Genomic DNA, 17,291 nt, shown 5'->3' with positions numbered 1-17,291 from the left:
GTACACCCAATAATGTCCCGCTGCGACAAATGCCGCGACGGGACATCCGGAGTGAGTTCGGCGCCTCGCGGCTCCCGGGCCCGCGGCTTCGGAGCCGGGCCTACCGTCCGCTGAACGCCTCTGCGGCCCGCCGTGCGTCGGAGCCAGCCGTCGCGGGACTGCGGCGGCTGCCGGACGACGAGCCGCGCAGCGTGAGCACTGCGATGTCGTCACGCCGCACACCGCCGGAGAAGGCCTCCAGGTCCGCGTGGAGCGTGTCCAGCAGCTCGCGGTGACCGAGCCGGGTCCAGCCGCTCAGGCGTGCGTCCAGCGGATAGAAGGCTCCTGAGGCGTCACGGGCCTCGGTCACTCCGTCGGTGAACATCAGGAGCGTCGCGCCGGGCGGGAAGTCCAGCCATTCCACGACCCGCGGCTCGTTGCTGAGCTCCGCCATGCCCAGCGGCACCGACGTACGGCGCAGCGCAACGGCGGTCGCCACCCCCTCGTGCAGCAGCCGGGGCGGCAGGTGGCCACAGTTGACGGCCTGCACCCGGCCGTCCCCGTCGAGGCTGAGCACCAGTGCGGTGACGAAGCGCTCGATCTCGCCGGTCTGGGCGGAGAAGGCGTTGTGCCGGGCGACCGCGTCCTCGACCGCGTCCACCACACCGGTCAGGACGGGCTCACGGATGGCCGCCTCCCGGAAGGCGCCGAGCGCGGCGAAGCCCACCCCTATGGCGGCAAGACCCTTGCCCTGCACGTCACCGATGATGACGCGGGTACCGTACGGCGACTGGACGACCTCGTAGATGTCGCCGCCGACCAAGTGGTCCTCCTCGATCGGCGCGTAGATGCCGTCCACGAGGGCCTGGTCGGTCAGCACGGGCAGCGGGCGCAGGATCTGCCGCTGCAGGGCGACGGCCGCGGACCGCAGCCTGGCGATCTCGCTGACGTGCCGGATCCTCAGCGCACAGACGCCGACGCCCAGCGCACAGGCCAGCACGGTGAAGCCGACGCCGCTCGCGATGTCCCAGAACGAGCCTCCGGACACCAGCCGGGAGATGACGACGATGGGCATGATCCAGACCGCTGCGGCGACGGTCTGCCGGACTGTGCAGAAGACCGAGACGAGTGCGGGCACCACGACCAGCAGGGGGATGAGCCGCAGGTCCTCACCAGTGAGGACATCGAGGCCCACCACGATCAGGGAGAGCAGGGCCAGCCCGCAGATCAGAACCGGGGTGCTGATCCGGGCCGCGACGGCGGCCCGCTCCCGCTCCCCTGCGTCGGTCATCGGCGGCTCCACGATGCGCGCCATCGACGGACGCGGCACCCCGATCGTCACGGCCGGCTCCTTCCTCAGTCGCCGGGCCTGTCCCGGCAGTCATCTCCAGTCCACCCGGACCGGGGCGTCGGCACACGGGGCTTTCGGCCTTTTGAATCACGCCGAAGGTCACCGGTCACCGCGGAGCCGTGCTCTGCGGGCCGGAAGTCCCGGACGGACGTCCCGCAGGTGGCGCCCGGTCCGCCTCCGTGCGAGCTGCCGGGGATCAGCTACGGGCCGCCGCGTCGGCCGCCTCCCCCCGTGCCTGCCGCGCCCGGTCACCGTCCGGCGCGAGCGCCGCCAGGAACGACGTCCGCCGACGGAGCCGGAATCCGAGGGATTCGTAGAGCCCCACGGCCCGGGTGTTGGCCGCCGCGGCATGCATGAACGGCGTTTCGCCGCGTTCCCTGATCTCGTGGGAGACGGCGAGCAGCAGCCGGGTGGCGAGCCCCTGCCCCCGTACGGACTCGTCGGTGCAGACGCCACTGATCTCGCTCCAGCCGGGCGGGTGCAGCCGTTCCCCCGCCATCGCCACGAGCACCCCCTCGCGCCGGATGCCGAGATAGGTGCCGAGCTCGATGGTCCGGGGCAGGAACGGTCCCGGCTGGGTGCGTGCCACCAGGTCGAGCATCTCGGGCACGTCGGCGGGTCCGAGCCGTACCGCCTCCGGGTCCGGGGCCGCCGCGACGCCCGCGTCGACGAGCTGGACGCCCTCGGCGCGGAAGACCGTCTCCCAGTCCTCCGGCGGCGGCTCGCGGAACGCGGTGATGGTGATCGCTCCCCCGGGCCCGGCCAGCGCTGCGGCGTCGGCCCAGTCCGCGACGCCCGGCCGGTCCGGAACCGCGGCCCAGGGGGTGACGTCGGCCGGGTAGCGCAGGATGCGGCCGCGGCGTTCGGCGAAATGGGCGTGCGGGCCGGTCAGTGAGGCGCCGACCGGGTCGTCCAGCGGGTGCGCGCCACCGGCAAGGTACTGCGGCGCGCTCATGCGGTCACCTCGATCACGATCTTCCCGCGGGCATGTCCGCTCTCCACGGCGCGCAGCGCCTCGCCCGCCGCGGTCAGCGGGTAGGTCCGGGTGACGTGCGTGCGCAGGGCTCCGGTGACGACGAGGTCCGCGACTTCACCGAGACCCGCCGCGGTACGGGCCCGGGCCACCGGCGCCCCGCCCAGCTCCACCGCCAGCGGCTTGCCCGCGGCGCTGATGAGTGCGGCGGGATCGGCGAGCAGCGGAGCCACTTCCCGCAGCGTGTCGCCGCCGACCAGGTCGAAGACCGCGTCGATGCCGTCGGGGGCGGCCGCCCGTACCCGGCGGGCGAGTCCGGCGCCTGATGCGACGTGCACCGCGCCGAGCGACTCGACGAAGTCCTTCTTGGCCGCGCCCGCCACCCCGATGACCTTGACGCCCGCGTGGTGTGCGAGCTGGACCGCGGCGGTTCCGACACCGCCCCCGGCGCCGGTGACCAGCAGCGTCGAACCGGGGGCGGGAGCGAGCTGGCGCACCCCGTCGTACGCGGTGGCCGCCGCGACCGGCAGCGCCGCCGCGTCGGTGAACGACAGCCCGGGCGGCTTGTGCGCGGTCACGGCAACGGGGAGCAGGGTGTACTGGGCGTACCCGCCGGTCACCGGATTGCCGAAGACCTCGTCGCCGACCGCGAATCCTTCGACGTCCGGGCCGACCGCCTCGACCACTCCTGCGGCCTCGCTGCCGAGGACGGTGGGGAACGGCTGCGGTTCACTGCCGGGCCTGGTGTACCCCGTGCGCAGCTTCCAGTCGACCGGGTTGACGCCCGCCGCCCGTACGGCGACGAGCAGCTCCCCGGGGCCCGGCACCGGAGCGTCCTGCTCGACGAGGGCCTCCACTTCCGGCCCGCCGTTGCGGGTGAACACGTACGCCTTCGGCATGAGCTCCCTCTCTCCTGCTTCCCATGGCACCGGCCGCCCGAACGGTGCCCTACAGCAGCAGGAAGCCGCTTCCGCGTGCAGGTATTCCCGGGAGGTGCCGGGTTCACCGGGCCGCAATGCACGCGGCCCAGGGCCGCCGGCGCCTTCCTTGCGCTTCCTGCAGGCAGGGCGGTTCGGTCCACCTGAGGACAGGAGCCGAGATGCCGCCGTCCGCGCCCGGCAGGCGCGCGGGCCCGGGACCGAGTACGTCGAGTGGAACCCCGGACCGGTCCGGCGGATCGTCACCCACTGATCGATTCCCGCTGAACGAGTTCGTGCTGAACGATTCGCGCCAGTCGAGGCAGAGACCGCCCGCCCTCCCCCGTCGGCGTCGAAGACGGGTCGGCTCGGATCGGCCGGAGCACGGAAGTCCTTGGCTCAGCGGCCACTTCCGCACCACCAGGGCTCACCCACGGTCACACACACGGCCGCCGGCCACCCACGCGACAGAAACCTTCGGCCGGAAGCCGCAAGCCGGTGCACCATCGATTTCAACTCAACTACCGTTGGATATGCGCCGGTCGGTGCCCATTGCGCCCGAGGCTGTGGCACTCTGGTGACGACCGCCCCACCGGGCTCCCCCGTACCGGTGGGGCGGTTCTGCTGCCGAACCCGCGGCCCTGCACAGATACGACGAGGGATCACGTCGATTCTCGGCCATTGACGCGTTGTGACCTGATCAACTCTCACTTACCCGCATGAGCAAGCTCTCTGCGGGCATACGCCTACACCTCATGGCCTACCACCAGGGGAGCGTGACGAGATGACGGCGCACACTGCACAGACCGCCATTACGGAGCGAGCGGAAAGTGCACGGCCGACGGCGACAGGAGTTCCTGTCGCGACCGCCTCAGCAGAGGCGGCGGTCATGGTGGACACCACAGACATGACAGGTGTGACCGGCAGTACGAGCGCAGCGGACATCTCGGGGGCTACGGACGAACTCCCGTGGATCGAGGACGCCGGCAAGATCGCGCCGAAGGACGCGCGGGCGCTGTCGAAGCTGTTCTTCGACCGGCTCCAGGTACTGGAGGAGGGCACCGCCGCCCACCAGTACGCGCGCAACACCCTCATCGAGATGAATCTTTCACTGGTCCGGTTCGCCGCGGGCCGGTTCCGCAACCGCGGCAGCGGCGACATGGAGGACATCGTCCAGGTCGGCACGATCGGGCTGATCAAGGCGATCGACCGGTTCGATCTGTCACGCGAGGTCGAGTTCACCTCTTTCGCGGTGCCGTACATCGTCGGAGAGATCAAGCGGTTCTTCCGCGACACGACCTGGGCGGTCCATGTGCCGCGCCGGCTCCAGGAACTGCGCGTCGACATCGCCAAGGCGAAGGAGTTCCTGGCCACGGACCTCGACCGCGACCCCACGGTCCAGGAGCTGGCCGGGCACCTCGGGATCACCGAGGACGAGGTGTCCGAGGGGATCGTCGCGGCCAACGGATACACGGCGGGGTCCCTGGACATGCCGGCCGACGCGACGGACACGGGCCGGATCGGCACTCCGGGACGCACCTTCGCCGACGCGCTCGGCGAGGCGGACCCCGCCATGGAGACGGTGGAGAACCTCCAGGCGCTGGCGCCACTGCTCGGCGATCTGGACGCACGCGAGCACCGCATCATCGAGATGCGATTCGGCCAGGAGCTGACGCAGTCGCAGATCGGCGCCGAGCTGGGCATCTCGCAGATGCACGTCTCGCGTCTGATCAGCCGGATCCTCAGCAAGCTCCGGAACGGGATGCTGGTCGAGGAATGAACTGACTGATGCATCAGTCAGCACCTCAATGCGCATCCACACACGACATTCTTCCCATCTGATGTTGAGATCTTCTCAACACGTGGGTAGCGTGGCTGACCATGCAGCACGATGAGGTGGCCGAGCGGGTCCGACAGGTGATCCGGGATGCCGGAGTGAGTCAGCGCGAGTTCGCGCGACGGATGGTCATCGATCCGTCGAAGCTCTCGCGCTCACTCGGCGGCACCCGTCGCTTCACCACGGCCGAGCTGGCCCGGGTCGCCGACATCGCGGAGGTCGACGCCGGCTGGCTGCTCGGCGCGCACGCGGAGCACGGCTCGGCGTCCTCGCAGCAGGCCGAGGCCCCGCCGTCGGCCGCCCGCCCCCGGCGCGCCCGCGACGCCGTGGCCGGGCGGCCGGCCGCGGACAGCGGCAGACCGCTCCAGATCGTCCGGCAGACCGTCCAGCTGATCGCGGAGCACGGATTCCACTCCGTACGGGTCTCGGACATCGCCGAGGCCTGCGGGACCAGTACCGCCGCCATCCACTACCACTTCCCCGGGCGGGACGAACTACTGGAGGCGGCGGCCCGCTGGTGCATGGACGAGGACACCGCCAGGCGGGCGGCCGGGACCGCCGACACGGACCACGCCGGCGACGAACTCCGCCTGCTGATCGAGCTCCAGACCCCGTACACCGCCCAGCAGCGGCGCCAGTGGAGCGTCTGGCTCGATCTCTGGGCCGAGGCGGCACGCTCCACCGCGGTCGGTGAACTCCATGTCGAGTACTACCGGCAATGGCGTGCCACGGTCGCCGAGGTGATCGGGCGCGGCGTCGCCCAGGGGGTCTTCCGGCCGGTCGATCCGGAGGCGGCCGCCCTGAGTCTCACCGCCCTCATCGACGGGCTGGCCTCCCAGGTGCTCGCGACGACGCCGGGGGAACCGGGCACCAGCGCCGAGGACATGCACGGTGCGCTGCTCCGCTATGTGGACGCGACCCTGACCGCCGGCTGACCCCTGCCCTCATCTCCCCACCCACTTCCGCCTCCTTTCCCCTTCGATTCATTCGATTCATCAGATCCCCTTCGATTCAGGAGCCGCTTCCGCATGCCCGTGAACCAGGACGTCATCATCACGTGTGCCCTCACCGGGGCCGGTGACACGGTCCGCAAGAGCCCTCATGTGCCCGTCACCCCCGAGCAGATCGCCCGCTCCGCCGTCGAGGCAGCCGACGCGGGGGCCGCTGTCGTGCACATCCATGTCCGTGAGCCGGAGACCGGCGCCCCGTCCCGCGACCCCCGCCTGTACCGGGAGGTCGTCGAGCGGATCAAGGAGACCGGGACCGATGTCGTCATCAATCTGACCGCCGGAATGGGCGGCGACCTGGTGATCGACCCCGACGCCCCGCTGCGGCAGCTGCCGGGCACCGACCTGGTCGGCGGGCTCGAACGCCTCCCCCACGTCGAGGACCTGCTGCCGGACATCTGCACACTCGACTGCGGCTCCCTGAACTTCGGCGACGGCAGCAATCTGTACGTCTCCACCCCCGACATGCTCCGGGCCGGCGCCCGCCGCATCCAGGAGCTGGGAGTGCGGCCGGAGCTGGAGATCTTCGACACCGGGCAGCTGTGGTTCGCCAAGCAGCTCCTCGCCGAGGGGCTGCTGGACGCCCCGACCGTCTTCCAGCTCTGCATGGGTGTCCCGTGGGGCGCGCCCGCGGACCCCGGCGTGCTCCAGTCGATGGTGAACATGCTGCCCGAGGGCGCCCAGTGGGCGAGCTTCGCGCTGGGCCGGATGCAGATGCCGTGGGTGGCGCAGTCCATCCTCCTCGGCGGCCATGTACGGGTCGGACTCGAGGACAACCTGTATCTCGGCAAGGGTGTCAAGGCCACCAACGCCCAGTTGGTGGAGCGTGCCGTGCAGATCACCGAGGCGCTGGGCTCCCGGGTCGCCACCCCGGACGAGGCCCGGCAGCGGCTCGGACTCAAGCCCCGCGGCTGAGGCCGCGCCCCTCACCCGCAGCCCGCCCCCCACTCGTTCTGGAGAACCGCACGATGAACGCCGCACAGCCCGCACCAACCGCACATTCCACGCAAGCCGTTGAGCCCGCACCGACCGCCCCGGCTCCCTGCGCGCCGGAGGACGTACGCCGGGTGGCGTGCGTGGGCGCCGGAGTGATCGGTGGTGGCTGGGTCGCACACTTCCTGGCCCGTGGCTACGACGTCACCGCCTGGGACCCGGCCCCCGACGCCGAGCAGAAACTGCGCCGGCTGGTGGCCGCCGCCTGGCCGGCGCTGGAGCAGCTCGGCCTCGCCGAAGGGGCCTCGCCGGACCGGCTCACGGTCATGGCGACGCTCGAAGAGGCGGTGTCCGACGCCCAGTTCGTCCAGGAGAGCGCTCCGGAGAAGCTGGAGCTCAAGCGCGATCTGCTGGCCCGCCTCGACGCGGCCGCACCCGAGGGGGTCGTGATCGCGTCCTCGACGTCCGGCTACCCGATGAGCGATATGCAGACGCGGGCCGCGGGCGCCGGACGGCTGGTCGTGGGGCACCCGTTCAACCCGCCGTATCTGATCCCGCTGGTCGAGGTGGTGGGCGGCGAGCTGACCGCACCGTCCGCGGTGGGCTGGGCGTCCCGCTTCTACGAGGTCGCCGGCAAGTCCGTCATCACGATGAATCGCGAGGTCCCCGGCTTCATCGCGAACCGCCTCCAGGAGGCGCTCTGGCGCGAGGCGCTGCACATGGTCGCCAACGGTGAGGCGACCGTGGCGGAGATCGACGCCTCCATCACCGAGGGCCCCGGGCTGCGCTGGGCGTGCATGGGGCCGATGCTCACCTTCGCGCTCGCGGGCGGCGAAGGCGGCATGGCGCACATGCTCGACCACTTCGGCCCTTCGCTGAAGGCCCCGTGGACACGGCTCGAAGCGCCCGAACTGGACCGGGAGCTGTACGACGCGGTCGTACGCGGCTGCGACGAGGCGGCGGACGGCCGCAGCATCGCCGACCTCGTCGCCGAACGCGACCGCGGCGTGATCAATGTCCTGCGCGCGACCGGCCGGCTCGCCGAGCGGCCCACCGAGGGAGCGGCCAAGTGAGTGCGCTGCCCCTGCACCGGGAGACCGTGCGCCCGGAGTGGATCGACTACAACGGCCATATGAGCGAGGCGTTCTACGTACTCGTCTTCGGTTTCGCGACCGACCGGATGATGATCGAGACCGGTCTGCACTCCGAGTACCGGGAGCGCACCGGCTGTTCGCTGTACACGGTCGAGTCCCATATCCGGTATCTGCGCGATGTGTCGGAGGGCGACCGGCTCGCCGTCCGGACCCGGGTGCTGGGCGCCGACGCGAAGAAGACCCGAATCGCCCATGAGCTGTACGTGCTCGGACCGGACACGCAGGACGACGCCGAACCGGGCCCGGACGCCGAGCCCGTGGCCACCACCGAACTGCTCGCCCTCCACGTGGATCAGCGGGCCGGCCGCACCGTTCCGTTCCCGGACCAGGTACGCGAAGCCCTCGTCGCTCTCACGGAGGCGGCGCCCTCCTGGGCGGGCCGCTCGATCGCCGAGGTCCCCGCCGCGCACTGAACGACGGGGTCCGGCCGGCCCCTGTTGTTGCGGCCGGATGAAATCGTGCCCCGCCCCCTGCCCGGACCACTGGTTCCCCCGGTCGTCCGGGCACAGTGCTGTTCCATGGGCGTCCGCGCAGATCAGGCATGGTGCGGGAGCAGCGCGCCACTGCCCGGCGCCCACTGTTCCGTACGCCTCGAACAGCACCCGCGGACGGCTCGGCCGCGGCACCGGGCGGTTGACGCACACGAGGCCCGCTGACACGCTCGCCGCATGCCCGCGACCGTGACACTCGTCTCGCGGCGCCACGTCGATCTGGGTCGCCTCGCATCCTCGGCGTGTAGCCGCCGCATCCGCCGCGCCCCCGCTCCGTTGAGCAGCTGACCGGCACGGACGCCACCGAGGCGTCGATTCCCCCTTCAGGCACCGCCCCGGCTTCGGCACGCCCGCGGCCCGCCGCGCCACCGCCCGCGCCCCCCTCGGCACGGACGGCCGTCACCCCGTCCTGACCGGCCCCGCCGGGGTACCGGCACCGGTGCCTGACCACGCCCGCACCGAGAACCGCAGAGGAACACCATGAGCCAGCCCGTCGACTCCGTCACCGCAGGGCACACCCCCAAGGACCAGGACCGTCAGGACCCAGGTGCCGCGTGGTCGTTCGAGACCAAGCAGATCCACTCCGGGGCCGTCCCCGATCCGGCGACCGGCGCCCGCGCCGTGCCGATCTACCAGACGACGTCGTTCGTCTTCCGGGACACCCAGCACGCCGCGGACCTGTTCTCGCTCGCCGAACCCGGCAATATCTACACCCGGATCCACAACCCCACCCAGGACGTCCTGGAGCAGCGGATCGCCGCGCTGGAAGGCGGCGTCGCCGCGGTGGCGCTCGCTTCCGGACAGGCCGCCGAGACCCTCGCCCTGCTGACGCTGGCCGGCGCCGGGGACCACATCGTCTCGTCCACCTCGCTGTACGGCGGCACTTACAACCTGCTGCGCCATACGCTCCCCCGGTTCGGCATCGAGGTGTCGTTCGTCGACGACCCGGACGACATCGAGGCGTGGTCGGCGGCGATCCGGCCGAACACCAAGGCGCTGTTCGCGGAGACGCTGGGCAATCCGCGCGGTGACGTCCTCGACATCCGGGCGGTCGCCGACGCCGCACACGCGGCCGGGGTGCCGCTGATCGTCGACAACACCGTGCCCACGCCGTTCCTGCTGCGCCCGATCGAGCACGGCGCGGACGTCGTCATCCACTCGGCGACGAAGTTCCTCGGCGGGCACGGCACCACCATCGGCGGTGTGGTGGTGGACGGCGGTACGTTCGACTTCGGGGCGCACGCCGAGCGGTTCCCCGACTTCAACTCTCCCGACCCGAGCTACCACGGTCTGCGCTACTGGCCGGACCTCGGCCCCAGCGCCTTCGCGGTCAAGCTCCGGGTGCAGCTGCTGCGCGATCTCGGCCCCGCGCTCTCCCCGCACTCCGCCTTCCTGCTGCTGCAGGGCGTGGAGACGCTGAGCCTCCGGCTGGAGCGGCACACCGCGAACGCCTTGGCGCTGGCCCAATGGCTGGAGCGTCGGGACGAGGTGTCGGCCGTCCACTACGCCGGGCTCGAATCGAGCAAGTGGTACGAGGCGGGGCGCCGTTATCTGCCCCGGGGCGCCGGGGCTGTGCTCGCCTTCGAGCTGCGGGACGGGGTGGAGGCGGGCAAGCGGTTCGTGGAGGCGGTCGAACTGTTCAGCCACCTCGCCAACATCGGTGACGTCCGGAGCCTGATCATCCATCCGGCGTCGACCACGCACAGCCAGCTGACCGAGGAGCAGCTGGCCGCCACCGGGGCGACCGCCGGGCTGGTCCGCCTCTCGGTCGGGCTGGAGAACGTGGATGACCTCAAGGCCGATCTGGAGGCCGGACTCCGGGCCGCGAAGGCGGCGTCCTGAACCGGACGGCCCCCTCGACCGCACTCCCCCTCCCGCCGGCCACCGGAGGCCGGCGGGAGGGGGACCCGCCGGGCCGTCGCTCCTGGGTGCGCCTGGACCGGCCGCTGCCGCTGGAGTCGGGCGGGGCACTGCCCGGTGTGCAACTGGCGTACGAGACATGGGGACGCCCGGCGGCCGACGGCTCCAACGCGGTCCTGGTGCTGCACGCCCTGACCGGGGACAGCCATGTGGCCGGGCCCGCGGGGTCCGGCCATCCCTCAGAAGGCTGGTGGGACGCGCTGGTCGGTCCCGGCAAGGCGCTGGACACCGAGCGCTGGTTCGTCGTCGCGCCGAATGTACTCGGCGGCTGCCAGGGCAGCACCGGTCCGTCGTCCAGGCACCCGGACCGGGCGCACTGGGGCGGCGGCTTCCCGTATCTGACGGTCCGCGACCAGGTCACGGCCGAGGCGGCGCTGGCCGACGCGCTGGGCATCGGCCGGTGGGCGGCGGTGATCGGCGGATCGATGGGCGGTATGCGGGCGCTCGAATGGGCCGTCGGCCGGCCGGAGCGCACCGGATCGCTGCTGGTGCTCGCGGCGCCCGCGGCGGCCTCGGCGGAGCAGATAGCCTGGGGCTCCGTGCAGATCTCCGCGATCCGCTCCGACCCCGCGTGGCGCGGTGGCCACTACCACGACGCGGCACCGGGCGAGGGCCCGCACCGGGGCCTCGGTCTGGCCCGCAGGATCGCCCACGTCACCTACCGCAGCGAGCCGGAGCTCGGCTCCCGGTTCGGTGGCGAGGCACAGCCGGGTGAACATCCCCGGCAGGGCGGGCGGTACCGGGTGGAGTCGTATCTCGACCATCACGCGGCCAAACTGGTGCACCGCTTCGACGCGGGGAGTTACGTCACGCTGACCGAGGCGATGAACGGGCACGACGTCGGACGCGGACGGGGCGGCACCGCGCAGGCGCTGCGCCGCGCGCGGATGCCCGCGCTGGTCGCGGGCATCGACTCCGACCGGCTCTATCCGCCCACCCAGCAGGCGGAGCTGGCCACGCTGCTGCCCGGCGCCGACCGGGCCCGAATCGTCGAGTCCCCGTACGGCCACGACGGGTTCCTGATCGAGACGGTCCAGGTGGGCGCTCTGGTGAGGGAGTTGCTGTCGGACCGGCCTGGTCCTGGCCGCTGATTCACCGCCGCTGGCCCATTTCCCCGCACCCTGGAGATGTTCATGAGGTCCGTTCCTCCGCCCGAGGCCACGTACGACGGGATGCGGTTGCGCCAGTGGGCGCGTGGCGCCGCCCGTTCCGCAGGTATCGAGCGCCGTGATCTGCTCAGGCTGGTGGCGGCCGCCTCGGTGGCCGGCCCGCTTGCCGATCTCGCCGCCCCCGCGCATGCCGCGCCCGGCGCCCCCTCCCCCGCGCCCGGGATCGTGAAGCCGCTGCCGCCCGAGGTGTTCACCGTGCGGGGCACCAACGCCGAGACGAACTTCGCGGCACTGCGCCCGACCGGGCTGCTCACTCCGGCCGACCGCTTCTTCGTGCGCAATCACACCAGCACCCCGCGGATCGACTCGGCCGCCTGGAAGCTGCGGGTTTGGGGCGACGCGCTCAGCGGCCCGGCGGTGGAGTTCACGTACGACGAGCTGCGCGCTCTGCCGTCGTTCACGCGCACCTCGTTCGTCGAGTGCGCGGGCAACGCCCGCAGCTACTACACGACGCAGCAGAGCCAGCAGGTCAGCGGGACGGCCTGGACCCTGGGCGCAATCGGGACGGCCCGCTGGCGCGGGGTCCGGCTCGCCGATGTGCTGCGCCGTGCGGGCATCACGGGGGATGCGGTCGACGTACTGCCGCGTGGCCTGGACGACGAGGTGATCAGCGACGGCATCAATCTGGGACGGGTCCGCCGGCCGCTGCCGGTCTCGAAGGCGCTGGACGACGTACTGCTCGCCTTCGAGATGAACGGCGAACCGCTGCCGCCCGACCACGGCCATCCGGTGCGGCTGATCGTGCCGTCCTGGATCGGTGTCGCGAACGTCAAGTGGGTCGGCGACATCGAGGTGAGCGCGGCGCCCCTGGTCTCCCCGTGGAACACCGGGCTGTACCGGCTGTTCGGCCCCGGCTATCCGCCGGAGGGCAGTGCCCCGCTGACCCGGCAGACGCTGAAGAGCGCCTTCGAGCTGACTCCGGGTGCGTCGTTTGCCGCCCGTCGGCGCCACGTGCTGACGGGCCGCTCGTGGTCGGGCGGAGCACCCGTGCGTACGGTCGAGGTCAGCACCGACGGGGGCGCCCGGTGGCGCCGCGCGCGGCTGCGCGACGAGTCGAGGAGCAGCAGTTGGGTCCGCTGGTCGGCAGACTGGCTGCCGGAAGACCGTGGCCCCGCCGTCCTGCTGGCGCGGGCGACTGACCGGACGGGCCGTACCCAGCCGGAGGTTGCTGTGCACAACACGCAGGGGTACCTGTTCGATGCCGTGGTCCGGCACGAGGTGCGGGTCGTCTGAGCCGGGCCGCCACGGGTGGTGCCGAGCGGCTCGCCCGGCACCACCCGTGGCGGCCCGGCTCAGCCGGCGTCCTTCTCTGCCGGCCGGCCCGCGTAGTAGGTGGCGATCATGTCCTCGCCGCCGTGCCCGGTCGCCTCGGCGCGCTCGAAGCGGGCCGCCGAGGCGGCGGTCAGATCCAGCCGTAGCCCGGTCTGTTCGGCGGCTTCGAGGATGAGACGGGTGTCCTTGAGTGCCGTGCTCAGGGCGAAGCTCGGGGTGAGATCGCCGGACAGGACCGCGGCGGACTTGCCGTGCAGATACCCGGAGTCGAGCGGGCCGCCCCTCACGGCGTCGAGGAACAGCTGTGGGTCCACGCCCAGCCCCTCAGCGAGGTTGAGGCACTCCGCCACGCCGCCCACCATGTTGATCACCCAGGTGTTGACCACGAGCTTCAGCCTGGAGGCGGCCCCCGGTTCCTCGGCGACCCAGACCGTGCGCTGTCCGATCGCGTCGAGCACGGGTGCGGCCACTTCGCGGGCGGCGGACGGTCCGGAGACGAAGACGGTCAGCGCGCCCTGTTCCGCGGGCTGCCTGGTTCCGGAGACCGGGGCGTCGAGGTAGACGAGGCCCAGGTCCGCGGCGCGTTGAGCCAACTCGACCGAGGCATCCGGTCCGACGGTGGAGCTCTGCAGCAGGACCTGGCCGCGGCGCACCCCGTCGGACGCGGCGGTGAGCGCGGCGGCGACGGAGGTCTTGTCGTTGAGCACGGTGAGAATGACGTCGGCGCCGCGTACGGCTTCCGCGGCCGTGCCGGTAACGGTGGCGCCGTCCGCGGCGAGGGGCTGCGCCTTGGCCTGCGTACGGTTCCAGGCGCGGACCTCCAGCCCGGCCCGGAGCAGGCTCCGGGCCATTCCCGACCCCATGATTCCGGTACCGAGGACGGCGACGACCGGCCGCTGCGGGGTGACGTCGGCTGTTGCTGCGCTCATGAGGGCGATTCCCTTCGTCGGCCGCGCCCGGGTCGGCTCGCGGCGTTACGGATGCTCAGGATTACGGCAGCGCGCCTTCGAGTACCGCAGCGTGCACCGCCCTGGCGAGTCGCGCACCCCAGAGCGAGCGCGGCCCGGCGAACGGTTCGCCCGGTCCGGCCTCGGGGGCGGGGGCGGCGATGCAGACGGAGTCGGTGGGGGTGCCGGAGCAGTCGAGCCCTGCGTCGAGGAGAGCCTGGACCTTGGCCTCGGTGGCGGTGGCGACGGCGTTGACGAGTGCGGCGTCGGAGAGCGGCGCGGGGAGGATGACGACGATGTTGACCGTGCCGGGCCGCGGCGGTGCCCCGGCGTCCTCGGCCGGGGCCGCCGCCCAGCCGCGTACTCCGAGGCCGCAGGTGGCGGTGGCCGTGACGCCCTCGTCCGCGGCGACCGTGTACGCGGTGACATCGGCGGCCGTCATCAGACCGGCGCCGGGCCCGCTGAGGTGTTCGGCCGCGGCGATCTCGGCGAGGTGGCGGTCGGGGTCCATCCGCGGATAGCCGCCGGGCACCTGGGCGTTGAGGATCCAGTCCCGCGGGCCGATGCCGCCGCCGAGCACGGCGCTGCTGCACACCCGCCACCCGGGCCCCAGCCGCCACACCAGATGGTGCAGGTCCACGCCGTCCTCGTGCCGGGCCAGCAGTTCACCGCGCTGTTCGGGCAGCCGGACGCGTACGGAACGGATGGGGCACCCCTCGGTGGCGTGGCAGGACGGCGGTCGGCCTGCGGACCCGTAGATCATATGCGTCGGGGGCGGGGCACTCCCGAGAGGTGCCCTGCCCCCGGTGCCCGTGTCAGACCTCGCCGCGGCCCATCGCGATCAGCCGGTCCAGCACGGCGGCGTCGGCCCTGACCCCGTCGTGGGCGTAGGCGTCGGTGACCCAGGCGCGCAGGCCGTGTACGGCGTCGGCGGTGGCCAGGGCGTGCTCCCGGTCGACGAACATGTCGTCGTGGTAGACGGCGGCGACGACGGGGACCTCGTTGGCGGCGAGCCGGTCCAGGTCGTAGAGGGCCGGCCAGTCGGTGCGGGCGGCGAGTTCCTCGGCGGCGCCGCGCAGCGGGACGAGCGCGGGGTCCTCCTCGAACTGCCAGGGGTAGACCATCTCACCGGTGAACCGCAGAGGGCCCCCGGCGGTGGCGTCGAAGGCGGGGAACTCCTGGCGGACGCGGTGCGCGGACCAGTCGGTGGCACGGCCGCCCTGAGCGTAGATCGGCTCGTGGAGTGCGGCGTACAGGGGGCGTTCGGCGAACGACACGGCGGCGTCGACACCGCGCAGGAAGGTGTCGGTGAGCTCCGGCCCGTCGACGCCGTCGGTGAAGGCGGTCTCCAGGAGGTAGTGGAGCGATTCGGATTTGGACGCGGTGCCGAACGTGATGCCGAGGGTCTGGAAGCGGCGCACGGTGAGGCGTTCGCCGGTCGGCATCCGGACGTCGTGGGTGTCCAGGTGCGCGGCGACGGCGTCGGCGAGGGCCTGGTCGCCGGGGTAGCGGGCGAAGTAGCGCTCGTTCTGGGTGAGGGTGCGGGCGTAGGCGGCGCGGTACACGTCGTCGGCGTGGCCGGTGAGGGTCGGCAGTCCGCCGGTGATGTAGGCCCGGGTGAGCCCTTCGGGGGCGAGGCTGAGATAGGTGAGCGTGGTGAAGCCGCCGAAGCTCTGGCCGAGCACGCTCCACGGCTGTTCGCCCTGGAGCCGGCGGCGCAGGAGTTCGGCGTCGCAGACGATCGAGTCGGCGCGGAAGTGCGCGAGGTATCCGGCGGCGGCCTCGGAGTCCGTACCGAATCGGGCGAGGGTGCGCCGGTCGGCGGGGGTCGAGCGGCCGGTGCCGCGCTGGTCGAGCAGGACGACGCGGTACTCGGTGAGGGCGCGGCGCAGCCAGGCCCCCGCGGCGTTGGGGCGCTCGGCACGGCCGCCGGGGCCGCCCTGGAGCCAGAGGAGACGGGGCAGGTCCTCGTGTTCGCGTCCCTCGGCGACGACTTCGCGGGCGAAGAGGGCGATGGCGGGGCCCTCGGGTGTGCGGTGGTCGAGCGGCACGTCGATGGCGTGGTCGGTACAGACCAGACCGCCGTGGCGGTAGGTGACGGGGGGTGGGGTGGGCATGGCGCTCCTCTCACGTCGCGTAACTCGCGTCGCGGAACGGTTTCACGGGTGACGGGCGGGCCCGCACCGGGGGTGCGGGCCCGCCCGGAGATCAGTAGCCTGCGACGCCCAGGTCGCGGCAGATCGCGACGAGGTCCGGGTGCACGTAGCGCCCGTTCTCCTCGATGGCGACGCCGTCGAGGTAGATGGACGGGCCGAGGACGCTGCCGTCGGTGTGGGCGGCGGCGACCCACGGTTCGCCGCCGATCCAGGCACCCTTGGTTCCGATGCCGAGTTCGACGCAGCCGAAGACGCGCTCGTCCTCGACGATGCGTCCGGTCGGCGCGAGGACGCCGGGGTTGAAGCCGAGCGACCAGTGCGCGACGCGGAACATGTTCGGGTCGTCGAAGGACTCCATCCAGCGGCGGAAGGTGTCCGCGTCGGCGTCGCCCTCGATCTTGGTGACGACGCCCTTCTCGACGGTGCAGCGGACCGGGTTGCGCAGCAGGCCGATCTCGTCCGGCGGCCACAGGGCTCCGTCGAAGACGAGCACGCCGTCCTGGGTCTCTTCGAGGGGGTTCCAGGAGATCTGGCCGGACAGCATGACGGTCTCGCCGGGCTTCTCGGCGGGCTTGCCGCGCAGGTTGATCGGCCGGTCGCCGTTGCGGCCCACCAGGTCGGTGCCGTTGGCGGAGGTGATCCGGACCTCGTCGGCGGCCTCCAGGAGGGCGACGAGCGCCTTGCCGAGGCGTATGACGCCCTGGAAGTCGGGGCGGCCGACGGTGGCGACCAGCATCTGGACGTCCATCGCGGTGAGGTTGGTGTAGCGGCAGCCGTTCGCCATGGCGGCGCGGAAGGCGTTGGAGTGCATCAGGTAGGAGACGGCGAACTCGATCCACACATCGGCGTCGGCGATGGCTCCGGCGACGGGCCGGGGCGGTTCCATCGAGGCGCCGGGCAGCGTCTCGTACCAGACGACGACGGGGTGCGCACCGGCGGCGGCGACGGCCTGCGCGGTGGCCTCGATGACCCGGCGGTCGCTGCTGGTGTCGCCGGTGAGGACGACGTGCTCGCCGCGCTTGACGAGCATGACCTCCTCGACGAGCTTGCGGGCGGCCAGGGCGAGTTCGAAGCTGAGGTACTCGGGACGCGGTTCGAGCCTGCTGTACATGTCCATGGGGGTCTCCTTGCCGTGCGGGTGGTGCTGAGTGGTGCGGTGGTACGGGAAGTGGCTGAGGGGGTGGC

General features: G+C 72.2%; 16 protein-coding genes. 9 read left to right on the top strand and 7 right to left on the bottom strand.

Annotated features, from left to right (window positions below; all coding sequences use genetic code 11):
• Positions 1 to 100 precede the first annotated feature (100 nt).
• From OG322_RS36195 to OG322_RS36185, 3 genes are all read right to left on the bottom strand, one after another.
• Positions 101 to 1,321 (bottom strand): PP2C family protein-serine/threonine phosphatase, encoded by a 1,221-nt coding sequence (locus tag OG322_RS36195; RefSeq protein ID WP_398912610.1) that lies wholly within the window; start codon positions 1,319 to 1,321, stop codon positions 101 to 103.
• Between the two features lie 205 nt (positions 1,322 to 1,526).
• Complete coding sequence (locus OG322_RS36190) at positions 1,527 to 2,285, bottom strand: GNAT family N-acetyltransferase (RefSeq protein WP_123467070.1); 759 nt, start codon at positions 2,283 to 2,285, stop codon at positions 1,527 to 1,529.
• Entirely contained in the window at positions 2,282 to 3,202 is a 921-nt protein-coding gene (locus tag OG322_RS36185; RefSeq protein ID WP_329307484.1) for an NADP-dependent oxidoreductase, read from the bottom strand. The genes OG322_RS36190 and OG322_RS36185 overlap by 4 nt, the downstream gene beginning before the upstream one ends.
• Positions 3,203 to 4,127: 925 nt before the next feature.
• On the opposite strand from OG322_RS36185, the gene OG322_RS36180 reads away from it, so the two are divergent.
• From OG322_RS36180 to OG322_RS36145, 9 genes are all read left to right on the top strand, one after another.
• Positions 4,128 to 5,000: an RNA polymerase sigma factor SigF gene (locus OG322_RS36180; protein ID WP_329307806.1), complete on the top strand. Its 873-nt coding sequence runs from the start codon at positions 4,128 to 4,130 to the stop codon at positions 4,998 to 5,000.
• 101 nt (positions 5,001 to 5,101) lie between these two features.
• The gene (locus tag OG322_RS36175; protein ID WP_123467074.1) at positions 5,102 to 5,992 is read left to right on the top strand and encodes a TetR/AcrR family transcriptional regulator; all 891 of its coding nucleotides are present in this window, start codon (positions 5,102 to 5,104) and stop codon (positions 5,990 to 5,992) included.
• 93 nt (positions 5,993 to 6,085) lie between these two features.
• On the top strand, positions 6,086 to 6,979 hold the full coding sequence (locus tag OG322_RS36170) for a 3-keto-5-aminohexanoate cleavage protein (RefSeq protein ID WP_124286356.1): 894 nt from the start codon (positions 6,086 to 6,088) through the stop codon (positions 6,977 to 6,979).
• A 53-nt stretch (positions 6,980 to 7,032) separates the two neighbouring features.
• Positions 7,033 to 8,070 carry a 3-hydroxyacyl-CoA dehydrogenase NAD-binding domain-containing protein gene (locus OG322_RS36165; RefSeq protein WP_123467078.1) on the top strand — a complete coding sequence of 346 codons (1,038 nt, stop codon included), beginning with the start codon at positions 7,033 to 7,035 and terminating at the stop codon, positions 8,068 to 8,070.
• Positions 8,067 to 8,564, top strand: coding sequence for a thioesterase family protein (locus OG322_RS36160; protein WP_123467080.1), 498 nt, complete (start codon positions 8,067 to 8,069; stop codon positions 8,562 to 8,564). Before OG322_RS36165 ends, OG322_RS36160 begins: the two co-directional genes overlap by 4 nt.
• Before the next feature lie 255 nt (positions 8,565 to 8,819).
• Positions 8,820 to 8,930 carry a putative leader peptide gene (locus OG322_RS41765; protein ID WP_353962136.1) on the top strand — a complete coding sequence of 37 codons (111 nt, stop codon included), beginning with the start codon at positions 8,820 to 8,822 and terminating at the stop codon, positions 8,928 to 8,930.
• 192 nt (positions 8,931 to 9,122) lie between these two features.
• Positions 9,123 to 10,484, top strand: a complete 1,362-nt coding sequence (locus OG322_RS36155; RefSeq protein ID WP_124286355.1) for a bifunctional o-acetylhomoserine/o-acetylserine sulfhydrylase — start codon at positions 9,123 to 9,125, stop codon at positions 10,482 to 10,484.
• Complete coding sequence (gene metX, locus OG322_RS36150; protein WP_329307805.1) at positions 10,481 to 11,653, top strand: homoserine O-acetyltransferase MetX; 1,173 nt, start codon at positions 10,481 to 10,483, stop codon at positions 11,651 to 11,653. Before OG322_RS36155 ends, metX begins: the two co-directional genes overlap by 4 nt.
• Positions 11,654 to 11,695: 42 nt before the next feature.
• The gene (locus OG322_RS36145; RefSeq protein ID WP_329307483.1) at positions 11,696 to 12,964 is read left to right on the top strand and encodes a sulfite oxidase; all 1,269 of its coding nucleotides are present in this window, start codon (positions 11,696 to 11,698) and stop codon (positions 12,962 to 12,964) included.
• 59 nt (positions 12,965 to 13,023) lie between these two features.
• Here OG322_RS36145 and OG322_RS36140 read toward each other — a convergent pair whose 3' ends face one another.
• The 4 genes from OG322_RS36140 to OG322_RS36125 form a co-directional block, all read right to left on the bottom strand.
• Positions 13,024 to 13,932: an NAD(P)-dependent oxidoreductase gene (locus tag OG322_RS36140; protein WP_123467086.1), complete on the bottom strand. Its 909-nt coding sequence runs from the start codon at positions 13,930 to 13,932 to the stop codon at positions 13,024 to 13,026.
• Between the two features lie 61 nt (positions 13,933 to 13,993).
• Positions 13,994 to 14,713, bottom strand: a complete 720-nt coding sequence (locus OG322_RS36135) for an adenosylcobinamide amidohydrolase (RefSeq protein WP_123467088.1) — start codon at positions 14,711 to 14,713, stop codon at positions 13,994 to 13,996.
• A gap of 52 nt (positions 14,714 to 14,765) precedes the next feature.
• Positions 14,766 to 16,067, bottom strand: coding sequence for an alpha/beta fold hydrolase (locus OG322_RS36130; protein ID WP_329307482.1), 1,302 nt, complete (start codon positions 16,065 to 16,067; stop codon positions 14,766 to 14,768).
• Positions 16,068 to 16,158: 91 nt separating this feature from the next.
• Entirely contained in the window at positions 16,159 to 17,223 is a 1,065-nt protein-coding gene (locus OG322_RS36125; RefSeq protein ID WP_329307481.1) for a hypothetical protein, read from the bottom strand.
• Positions 17,224 to 17,291 lie beyond the last annotated feature (68 nt).

The organism is Streptomyces sp. NBC_01260, from assembly GCF_036226405.1.
GTDB lineage: Bacteria > Actinomycetota > Actinomycetes > Streptomycetales > Streptomycetaceae > Streptomyces > Streptomyces laculatispora.
This window is presented reverse-complemented; position numbering and strand designations above follow the sequence as displayed.